Below are 10,116 nucleotides of genomic sequence, written 5' to 3'. Positions count from 1 at the left end.
GGTCTACGGGGCCAAGAAAGTCTGGCGGCAGCTGGGACGCGAAGGCGTGAGCGTGGCCCGCTGCACCGTCGCGCGCTTGATGTGCGGGATGGGGCTGCGCGGGGTCATGCGCGGCAAGGTTGTGCGCACGACCATCAGCGATGCCAAGGCTCCGTGCCCACTGGACAGAGTCAATCGGCAGTTCCGCGCCGAGCGGCCCAACCAGCTGTGGGTCAGCGACTTCACGTACGTGTCGACCTGGCAGGGCTGGCTGTACGTGGCCTTCGTCATCGACGTGTTCGCGCGCCGCATCGTGGGTTGGCGCGTGAGCAGTTCGATGCGCACAGACTTCGTGCTCGATGCTCTGGAGCAGGCGTTGTACGCCCGGCAGCCCGAGCGGGACGGCGGTCTGGTTTGTCACTCCGATAGGGGTTCGCAATACGTCAGCATCCGCTACACGGAGAGGCTGTCAGAAGCCGGCATCGAGCCTTCCGTTGGGAGCAAGGGGGACTCCTACGACAACGCCCTGGCCGAGACCATCAACGGGCTCTACAAGGCCGAGCTGATCCATCGCCGGGCTCCGTGGAAGACCAAGGAGTCTGTGGAGTTCGCGACGCTCGAGTGGGCGTCCTGGTTTAACCACCATCGCCTGCTTGCGCCCATCGGCCACATCCCGCCCGCTGAGGCCGAGGCAAACTACTATCGGCAACTCGCCAGTCAGAACTCCGCCGTAATGGCCTGACTTAAACCAAACAGCCTCCGCGGAAACCGGGTTGATTCAGTACGGCCTGGACAACCGGCTCACAGCGATCACCAAGGTGGGGCAGACGACCGCCTACAGCTATGACGCAGGCGGGCAGCGGGTGAGCAAGTCCAATGCTGCTGCGCCGGAGCAAACGCGACTGTTCGTCTACGCATCCAGTCCTGAGCTGCTGGGGGAGTACACGGCCGAAGGCACGGCAGTGCAAGAAGTGGTGTGGTTCGAGGGGCAGCCGCTGATCGTGCTGGGGCAGGCCAACAGCAACGAGGTGTTCTTCAGCTACTCAGACCACCTCGGAGCGCCCAGAATCCTGGTTGACAGGTCAGGGGCGAAGCGCTGGCGGTGGATTGCTGAGCCGTTTGGGTCAACGGCAGCGGAAACGGCCCCGACCGGGCAGGCAGCAGTAGCTTTCCATCTGCGCTTCCCGGGGCAGTACTTCGATGCGGAGACAGGGCTCAATTACAACTACTTCCGTAACTTTGATTCGACAAGTGGAAGATATGCCCAATCTGACCCCATCGGGTTGCAAGGCGGTATCAACACGTATGCATACGTCGAGGGCAACCCACTGAGCTACACGGACCCGCTGGGGTTGGAGACGTACATCTGCAAGCGCCCGCTCGGTGGCAAGCCAGGCTCTTTTGCCCCGCCGGTCTTGAACCACACCTACGTGTGCGTTGGCAGCGGCGAAAATATGACCTGTGGCAGCACTACTGCCTCAAGCGGCGGGGTCGGTAGCAATATCGTTCCGGGCAGTCCGGGAGCGCCCACAACGCCTGACAAGGATTACTACAAGCCCGAGGCATGTGAAAGGCGGCAAGGGGAAGACAGCTGCATCGAAACCTGCATCGCTAACGAACTCAAGAAACCGACTCGTCCCAAGTACGCCATTGGGCCATTGGGCACTGATTGCCAGGAGTACACCGAGGACGTGGTGAGCACCTGCGAAAGGCGCTGCGTGCGGCGGTAATGATGAAAAGACATTCCCTCTTCTTGCTTGCTTGGGTGGTGGTCATCGGGCTGGTCTTTATCTGGACCTTGACGAGCTACCAAGGGCTGCCAGATGGCCAGTTAAGAAACGAGGTCTTGTTAAGGCATGGGCTCTGCATGCTGGTGTTGACGTTCCCGAGCGGCTGGCTGCTAACTGCTCTTGTCAGTGCAATCCTGGCACTTGTTGGGTTGGAAGCTGAGGGTTTGAGCGATGCTCTGCTGGTGACGTTGACGTGCGGAATTGCTGGATATCTTCAATGGTTCGTCTTGCTGCCGTGGCTGTGGCGTCGTTGGAAAGCACGGCGCTTGCAGAGCGCTGCGGTTCGCTGAGTTCAGGCGTGCTGCCGAGTCCAGGCTGGCCGCAGGCCACCCGCAGGGCTCGGCCTTGACGCGGTGGCGTGCCGTTCGACGCTCGCCGTGGGCGGTGCATGCGGACGAAGTGGCATGCACCGCTGACGGCGGAGGGCGACTCGCTCCCTTCCCTGGGAAGGGCGGGGGGATGGGTTGGAGCCGCTGCCGCAGGACAGCGGGCAGCACCGGCCGGCGCCGGTGCTGACGCGAAGGCGCACCCGCCCCCAGGCGGGTTGCCGCAGCGCTGCAGGGGCCGACCTTGTTCAGGCGCGGTCCTCGCGCCGGTTCGCGCCCACGCGAAGAACGAGGTTGGGGTGCAGGTCAGCGAAGCTGGCCGAAGCCCGCCACTGACGAAGCGCAGCGCAGGAAGCCACCCTGGATGGCGGCAAAGCGTCCAGCGCAGAGCCAGGGCAACGGCACGTTGCACAGGCGCCCGACAACCGGGGTGGCTTCCTGCGCGTGCCGCCGACGTCCAGGCGGTGGTTCGTGCAGGCATCGCGCGCTTCGGGCTGGGCTACGCGAACCGCACCCTGGACCTGCGGCTGCCCGAGCGCAGCCGCGTCGCCGGCAACGAGCTGTAGACCAAGCTGCAACGCATCGGCATCTACCGCGACAGCGGCAACGAGCACCTGACGGGCAGCCTGGTCATCCCGGTATTTGATGCGGCGGGCAACGACCTTGACGATGCCGGCGAGCGCGGCGCGGCCAAGCTCGCCGAAGCGCTGATGGCGCAGGGCGTGGACGGCTACCTGGCCGCGACTTCGCGCAAGCTCGACAAGCCGCTGGCCATCGTCGCGCAGAGCAGCAGCGCGGCCAGCAACACGCTGACGGACACCGCCATGTACAGCAGCGTGGCGTACAGCCTGGACAACCGGCTCACCCCCATCACCAAGGCGGGGCAGACGACCGCCTTCAGCTACGACGCGGGTTGGCAGCGGGTGAGCAGGTCCAATGCCGCCGCGCCGGAGCAGGCGCGACTGTGCTTCTATGCGTCCGGTCCCGAACTGTTGGGAAATACACGGCGGAGGCACGGCAGTGCAAGAATTGGTGTGGTTTGCAGCCGCTGGCAGTCCTTGGGCCCGCCAACAGCAGCGATGTGTTCTTCGCCTATGCCGATCACCTTAGGGCGCCTAGGATCTTGATTGACAGAACCGGGGCGGAGCGCTGGCGGTGGATTGCTGAGCTGTTTGGGTCAACGGCGGCGGAAACGGCCCCGAGCGGGCAGCCAGCAGTAGCTTTTCAGCTGCGTTTCCCGGGGCAGTACTTCGATGCGGAGACTGGGCTCAACTTGACCGAGGCTGTCCGACGACTTGAGGCGTTGGCGCGAAATGAAAACGGCTAGTGACGTCAAAGACCTTGTTAGCATTGACTGTCGTGAGCGCTGCTGCGTGACAAAGACTCCCTGCACTGATGGCAATCTCGGACTATCGAATCACTCTTTGCGCATTGTCGCGGTTGCATCACGTCGAAGATATGGCGAGCCGAATTACGGCCCCTCCTACGAAAGTGTCGCCCGCGACCCCGAGCCGAGACGATCACCGCGTCTTCTGGCGTTTGGAACCGGAGCCTGGTGAAGGTTTCGACAAAGCGCTGTCACGGGCCGCAAGTTGGGCCTGTGGCTATGCCGAGCGTCTATCGGCGATCGACGATGTGGCACTGTCGCTGTGGTGCGAGGTGCACTCAGATACTGAGTTCGCTGGCCTCTCGATCCAATCCGCCGACATGATGCTGCTCGGGCAAGGTGGCGTGGAGTTGCTTGTCAGCATGTATGCGGAGCGGGAGGGCGCTGACGAACAATGAGCTATGGAGAAGTCTGAGCACGCATGAGCTCCGCGGCTCACCTTCACTGGCTGCAGAAAAAGAGCCCAAAATGCCGCGAGCCTTTGCATTGTTGTTGCTGAGGTGCCCGCCATCGACCGACAGCGATGAACCCTGCCAGTGCCGATGGCGCTTGCGCCCGTGAATCCCTTGCGCGGGTTTCACCTCGCTAGCCCCGTGAGTGGTGTGAAGTTCCTCCGTATCATCTGTGCCGGCGCTCATGCTTCCGCCACCGACTTCCCCAACGTCTGACCGTCCTTTCCCCACATGTCCTCGCCGAGTCGACTGCGTTCATTCCTCTCAACTGCCTTCCGTTGGCAACGCGGCCGACAGGGAACCGGGTACGACAAGATGCTGCTGCTGACCGCACCTTGGCCCATTCCGTTTGATTCCTATCTGATCCGCTACCCAGACGGGTCTGAGATCCCCCCTCACAAGGACCCGGTGCAGCTGGGGCGGCACTACAGGTTGAATGTGATCCTGAAGGCACCGAAGTCAGGTGGCGAATTCGTTTGCAAGGATCCCATCTACTCGGGGTCGCGAATCAAGCTGTTCAGACCGGACGTCAGCGAACACAGCGTCACCCGTGTCGCAGGTGGCAGTCGCTACGTCTTTTCCATCGGCTGGGTGTTGGGTAGAAAAGGGCGCTGAGGGGACAGGGAGCGACAACGTTTCCAATTCTTTCGATACGGGATATCGCTTGCCACTTAACATGCCGCCCTTTGCGATGAAATGGTTCCGGTCATGGGCGAGCTTCCGCGTTTCTTCAGTTCCTTGGCAACACAAGTCCTGGCCACCGCTGTTGTGATGGCCATGTCCACAGGCGCCGCGCTGGCGGCGGACTCCGTGCTCCTGCCGCCGGATGAATCAGTCGAAGGTGCCTCCCAGGCGATCTGGTCTCAGCGCTGGTGGGAATGGGCGGGATCCTTTCCATATGAACTGAGTCCGGTGGCCGACAAAACGGGTGACCTCTGCGCCAGTAATCAAAGCGGTGAGGTGTGGTTCCTGGCCGGCACGTACGGCACGCAGCGGGCGATTCGCACCTGTCACGTGCCGCGCGATAAGTACCTGTTCTTCCCACTGATCAATTACCTCGCTTCCGCCTTTGAAGACCGTGCCGGTCCGTGCGTCGATTTCATGACCAGTGCGGCTCAGCTCACCCGCAAACCGAAGGCACTGGTGTTGCAGGTGGATGGTGTGCGGATGGAAGACCTGATGGCGCACCGCCAGGCTTCGCCGGCGTGCTTCGATGTGGGGGCGAAAGCCTTCGGGAGTCCCAGGTACCGCGCGGCCGCCAATGGTTATTACGTCATGCTCAGACCGCTCAGCCCCGGCCGCCATACGGTGGAATTCGGCGGCGCACTGCCGACGATGTACCAGGCGGTCACCTACACCTTGATCATTGACTGAAGCCCAAGCCGCTTTCGGAGCCGCCGCTTAAGATGCTTGGCATCCACCAGTCTTCAGGCGTCCTCCATGAAAGCAGCCATCTTCAGTGCTCGCCGATACGACCAGGCGCTCTTCAACAAGTCGAACGTCCAATTCGGACACGAGCTGCTCTTCATAGGTGACCGCTTGACGCCGGACACGGCTCGCCTGGCCGTTGGATGTCCCGCCGTTTGCGTCTTCGTCAATGACCAGGTGGATGCGGAAGTACTGGCGCTGCTGGCCGGGCAGGGCACCCGTCTCATTGCCACGCGCTCGACCGGCTTCAACCACATCGACACCGCGGCAGCGGCCGCATTGAATATCGCCGTGGTTCGAGTGGTCGATTACTCGCCGCATTCCGTGGCCGAGTTTGCGGTCGGGCTGCTGCTAGCGCTGAATCGGAAGATTGCACGGGCCAGCACGCGCACGCGCGAAGGGAACTTCGAACTGGACGGCCTGATGGGCTTCGACTTGTATGGCAAGACGGTAGGCATCATCGGCACCGGCAAGATCGGCAACGTCTTTGCGAAGATCATGCAGGGCTTCGGCTGCACGCTGCTGGGGCACGATGCGTATCTCAACCGGACCTTTGAGCAGTTGGGGGGAAGGTATGTCGGCATGGACGAATTGGCCGCCTTGTCGCACGTCATTTCCCTGCATTGCCCGCTGACGCCGGACACCCACCACATCGTCGGCCGCCAGTTGCTGGCGCATCTGCGCCGCGGTGCCATTCTGATCAACACCAGTCGCGGCGGTCTTGTGGACACGGAGGCGGCGATCGAGTTCCTCAAAACCGGTCAACTGGGCGGACTGGCCATTGATGTGTATGAACAGGAGGCCAGCCTGTTCTTCCAGGATCTGTCGTCCACCATCATCACGGACGATGTGATCCAGCGGCTGGTGTCATTCCCCAATGTGCTTGTCACGGGTCACCAGGCATTCCTCACCGAGGAGGCGATCGGCCAGATCGTCCAGACGACACTTGAAAGCATCACGGCGTTCGAGCAAGGTCAGCCCTTGGTCAATCGAATTCCGTCCAGTGCATGAAGCAAGCCACATTTGTGGATCCGCGTTGCGCAACACGTATCAAGCTTGGCGAGTGATTGAAAGGCCATGCCATTTCCCTCGCGCTCGGAAGTATTGAAGGACTGAAGTTGCTCTCACTGACCCATTCCGCCGACGTTCACGGGAGTAGCAACGCGCTCCGCCGCTTCACCTGGCGCGGCGCGGCAATTCTGGATGCATGTTCCGTGGAGGCCACTGCGGACACGCTCGTGGTTCTGACGGCTGAGGGCGCCCTGTGGCAGGTGGATCTCGCAGCGGTGTCGTCCACCCAGCTTTGCTCGCTGGAACTGCCAGCTCTACCCGTCGATGAGCGTCAGGGCGTGTTCGGAGTGCCGCAACATCGCCTGTACGCTTCTCATGACGGCGCCTATGTGGCGGTCGTGTCGGACCTGGGCACCCAGGGGCAGGTAATCAACACGCGGACGGGTCAACGAACCTTGTTGTTGAACGGTGGTGACTATCACCCGGACACCGTGCCGTTCAGCGCCTGCTTTGTGCGCTGGAATGAGCGGGACCTGCTGGTGCATCGCACGGCCTGGAATCGTCTGGACGTCTCCGATCCGGCTACCGGGGTCTGCCTGACGGATCGACAGATCGAGCCACGCAATGCGGACGGCGATTGGCCGCCGCACCACCTGGATTACTTTCATGGTGCTTTGTTCCCCAGTCCCAGTGGCGGGCGGCTGCTCGACGATGGCTGGGTCTGGCAGCCGCTGTCGATACCACGGATCTGGTCGGTAAACGCTTGGCTGTCCTCGAATCCATGGGAAAGCGAAGATGGCACTTCGGTGATCGACGTCTGCCAGCGCGACATGTGGACCATCCCGGTGTGCTGGATCAACGATGACCGTCTTGCGTTCTGGGGCACCCTCGACTGGGACGATGAAGAAGGCGAGAGCGCTCGAAAGGGGCAGGGTGTGCAGTTGGTGCAGCTGATGGATACCACAGCGCAGCATGAGGGGTGGTGGCCGATGCCCGAGATCGGGGACGTGACCGCCGTGTTCAGCGACGGCAGGCATCTCCACCTGGCCGCCAAGTCCGGCACCACGGTCTGGTGTCTTTCGACACGGGAGCAGGTTGCGGTCCACCCGAACTTCACGGCGCGATTGTTCGACCGCACGCGCCGCGTGCTGATCGCATTCGACGGCGACTCCATTGAGGCCCTTTCTGTCGCGCACCTCTGAGGCGAAAGGAGCGCCGGCGCCGCCTAGAATGCCGCCGAGCCCGCCTCCGGCAAGGTCCATCCTTTCCGCGGCGTGCTCAAGCGTTCTCAGGGCGGGGTGAAATTCCCCACCGGCGGTGATGGACTTCGGTCCTCAGCCCGCGAGCGCCTGCCTTCGGGCAGGGTCAGCAGATCCGGTGCAATTCCGGGGCCGACGGTCACAGTCCGGATGAAAGAGACCGCGTGTTTTCCGCATGAAGCGTCAGCCTCGTGCGGTGGATCCGTGCGCCCTGATTCCATGTCATCCCTCCATTTGGAGCACACATGAATCAGACCTCTGTGACGACCTTCCAAAAAGGTCTTTCCTCGCTTCAGCAGCGCGCCAAAGATGGCCCCAGTGCCTGGCGCATCGCCTTCATTCAGTCAGGCTGGCATGCCGATGTCATTGCATCGGCACGGCAGTCATTCCAGAGTGAAATGGCGAAGTCAGGCGTCTCTCCGGACGCCATCGACGTGTTCGATGTGCCCGGTGCCTTCGAGATCCCGATGCTGGCGAAGCATCTGGCATTGACCGGCACCTATCAGGCCGTGGTGGCCTGCGGCTTTGTCGTGGACGGCGGCATCTACCGGCACGACTTCGTCGCCCATGCCGTCATCGACGGCTTGATGCGAGTACAGCTCGATGTGGGCATTCCGGTGCTGTCTTGCGTGCTGACACCGCACCACTTCCACGAGCATGAACGCCATGTCGCCTTCTTCCTGGACCACTTTGTGGAGAAGGGCGCTGAGGTGGCGCGCGCCTGCAGCCAGACACTCAGCTTGTACAAGCGTCTGCCGCAGGATTGAATGCGGGTGCCCCGGTTCGATGTCGCTCGGACCGGGGCGATGTTTTTTTGGCGGCCCCAAAGATCTACCGAGCCACAAGTCCCGCCTGTTGCAGTAGCGTCAGCGTGTCTTCGAGATGCCAATTCTCTGCGATACGACCGTCTCGCACCCGGTAGATGTCAGTGGCGATGAACTGAATGGCCTGTCCGTCGCCGCGGCGTCCCATCAGCTCGCCGGTCAAGTGACCGCTGAACCTGAGGTGCGTCACCACCCGATCGCCGGCAACGATCATCTGCAGCACCTCACACCGCAGGTCGGGCACTGCAGCACGGAAGGTCTTCGAGGCCGCGAACACCCCGGGTAAGCCAGGCTGACGACCCAGAGGCGGCGTGCGGTCCACAAAGTCTGGCGCCAGCGCTTGCCGCGCGAGTTCAGCGTCCCCCGTGTTCCAGAACGAGCTGTATCGGCGCGCGGCCAGTACCTGGGCATCCAGGGTGGAGGCGGGCAGGCTGGCGTCCACCACCAGTTCGGCCGGCGCCACCAGTTGGGTCGAAGTCACCGGGTCACGGCTTGTGGCGCCTGCCCAGCCGGACGAGGAAGCGCTCAGCATCACCAGGAAGGACAGGGCGGCAGCAGTAGGACGGAAACGAGGGGAGTGGCGTTGCATTGCAGCGACCTTGAAGTTGTGAGGCCTTTATCCTCACGGCTGCGCATGCCTGAAAACAGATGCGCGCGTCGAATGGATCTTTTCCTTTTATTCAACAACCGATGATCAGCAACCTCGCCAGCCTGCGGACTTTTGCGCGTGTCGTGGCCGCCGGAAGCCTGTCCGCCGCTGCCCGGAACATGGACCTGTCCACGGCCATGATCAGCAAACGCTTGACGCAGCTGGAGCGCGAGCTGGGCATTCGCCTGCTCCAGAGGACGACGCGCAAGCAGGCCCTCACGGAAGAGGGGGAGCTGTTTCATGCGCAGGCGCTGCGGATCCTCGCCGCGGTGGAAGACGCGCAGGTGGTCATGAGCGGTCGGTCGCAGTCAATGGAGGGCTCCATTCGAATGAGTGCGCCCGGGGAGTTGGGGCGGCAATGGATTGCACCGGTGGTGGCGGCGTTTCAGAAGCAGCATCCGAAGATCCGCATTCATCTGGAGCTGTCGGATGTGCCGGTCGACCTGGTGGACGCCGGCATCGACCTTGCCGTGCGCTTTGGCGCACTCGGCGATTCCAGCTTGATTGCCCGGCCACTGGCCCCGAACTTTCGCGTGCTATGCGCATCACCGGGTTATCTGCGGCGCCGCGGCCGTCCGACTCATCCGCAGGCGTTGGTGGACCATGCCTGCATCCTCATCGGCCACCATGGCCGGGCGGTCTGGGCGTTTGACGATGAAGCGCAGACGTCCGTCCAGGTCACTGGCAGCCTGGTCACCAACGATGGCAGCGCGGCCCATCAGTTCGCGCTGGAAGGAGCGGGGATCGTGAGGAAATCGATCTGGGATGTGGGCGACGACCTGATGCAGGGCCGGCTCAAGCAGGTGCTCCCGGCGTTTCCGATGTCCGCCGCGCCGCTGAACGCCTTGTATCCCTCAGGCCGGCAGCTACCGCCACGCGTTCGGGCGCTGGTGGACTTCTTGGCAAGCCGATTGGCAAAAGCGTGGCGCTGGGAGGCGCTGCGGAGCAAACAATGAGGCCGCTCGCCCACATGTTCCTAAATTAGGTACGAACGTTCCAGAATCAGGAACA

Annotated in this window: 12 protein-coding genes and 1 riboswitch; of the genes, 11 read left to right on the top strand and 1 reads right to left on the bottom strand. The window is 62.6% G+C overall.

Annotation, left to right across the window (positions count from 1 at the left end):
- From FHS28_RS06255 to FHS28_RS06210, 10 genes are all read left to right on the top strand, one after another.
- On the top strand, positions 1–721 hold a 721-nt coding region (locus FHS28_RS06255; protein WP_184294250.1), incomplete at its 5' end, for an IS3 family transposase.
- A 31-nt stretch (positions 722–752) separates the two neighbouring features.
- Complete coding sequence (locus FHS28_RS06250; protein ID WP_088449657.1) at positions 753–1,709, top strand: RHS repeat domain-containing protein; 957 nt, start codon at positions 753–755, stop codon at positions 1,707–1,709.
- A 2-nt stretch (positions 1,710–1,711) separates the two neighbouring features.
- Positions 1,712–2,059, top strand: a complete 348-nt coding sequence (locus tag FHS28_RS06245) for a hypothetical protein (protein WP_221193723.1) — start codon at positions 1,712–1,714, stop codon at positions 2,057–2,059.
- Between the two features lie 758 nt (positions 2,060–2,817).
- A complete protein-coding gene (locus tag FHS28_RS06240) occupies positions 2,818–3,222 on the top strand; it encodes a hypothetical protein (RefSeq protein ID WP_184294248.1) in 405 nt (134 codons plus the stop codon).
- A 268-nt stretch (positions 3,223–3,490) separates the two neighbouring features.
- Positions 3,491–3,880, top strand: a complete 390-nt coding sequence (locus FHS28_RS06235; RefSeq protein ID WP_184294246.1) for a hypothetical protein — start codon at positions 3,491–3,493, stop codon at positions 3,878–3,880.
- Positions 3,881–4,165: 285 nt separating this feature from the next.
- Positions 4,166–4,549 carry a 2OG-Fe(II) oxygenase gene (locus FHS28_RS06230; protein WP_088448597.1) on the top strand — a complete coding sequence of 128 codons (384 nt, stop codon included), beginning with the start codon at positions 4,166–4,168 and terminating at the stop codon, positions 4,547–4,549.
- Positions 4,550–4,672: 123 nt separating this feature from the next.
- Complete coding sequence (locus FHS28_RS06225) at positions 4,673–5,308, top strand: hypothetical protein (protein ID WP_184294244.1); 636 nt, start codon at positions 4,673–4,675, stop codon at positions 5,306–5,308.
- 66 nt (positions 5,309–5,374) lie between these two features.
- Entirely contained in the window at positions 5,375–6,373 is a 999-nt protein-coding gene (locus FHS28_RS06220; RefSeq protein WP_088448599.1) for a 2-hydroxyacid dehydrogenase, read from the top strand.
- A gap of 56 nt (positions 6,374–6,429) precedes the next feature.
- On the top strand, positions 6,430–7,575 hold the full coding sequence (locus tag FHS28_RS06215; protein WP_184294242.1) for a hypothetical protein: 1,146 nt from the start codon (positions 6,430–6,432) through the stop codon (positions 7,573–7,575).
- Between the two features lie 78 nt (positions 7,576–7,653).
- Positions 7,654–7,798, top strand: a riboswitch (FMN riboswitch).
- Positions 7,799–7,877: 79 nt separating this feature from the next.
- Positions 7,878–8,399 carry a 6,7-dimethyl-8-ribityllumazine synthase gene (locus FHS28_RS06210; protein WP_088448601.1) on the top strand — a complete coding sequence of 174 codons (522 nt, stop codon included), beginning with the start codon at positions 7,878–7,880 and terminating at the stop codon, positions 8,397–8,399.
- 64 nt (positions 8,400–8,463) lie between these two features.
- On the opposite strand, the gene FHS28_RS06205 is transcribed toward FHS28_RS06210, so the two are convergent.
- A complete protein-coding gene (locus tag FHS28_RS06205; protein WP_088449658.1) occupies positions 8,464–8,988 on the bottom strand; it encodes an ester cyclase in 525 nt (174 codons plus the stop codon).
- 158 nt (positions 8,989–9,146) lie between these two features.
- On the opposite strand from FHS28_RS06205, the gene FHS28_RS06200 reads away from it, so the two are divergent.
- Positions 9,147–10,061 carry a LysR family transcriptional regulator gene (locus FHS28_RS06200; RefSeq protein WP_088448602.1) on the top strand — a complete coding sequence of 305 codons (915 nt, stop codon included), beginning with the start codon at positions 9,147–9,149 and terminating at the stop codon, positions 10,059–10,061.
- The last annotated feature ends 55 nt before the right edge of the window (positions 10,062–10,116 follow it).

The sequence above is a fragment of the Roseateles terrae genome, from assembly GCF_014192155.1.
GTDB lineage: Bacteria > Pseudomonadota > Gammaproteobacteria > Burkholderiales > Burkholderiaceae_C > Roseateles > Roseateles terrae.
The sequence above is the reverse complement of the archived record's forward strand: the minus strand, read 5'-3'. Positions and strand labels throughout refer to the sequence as shown.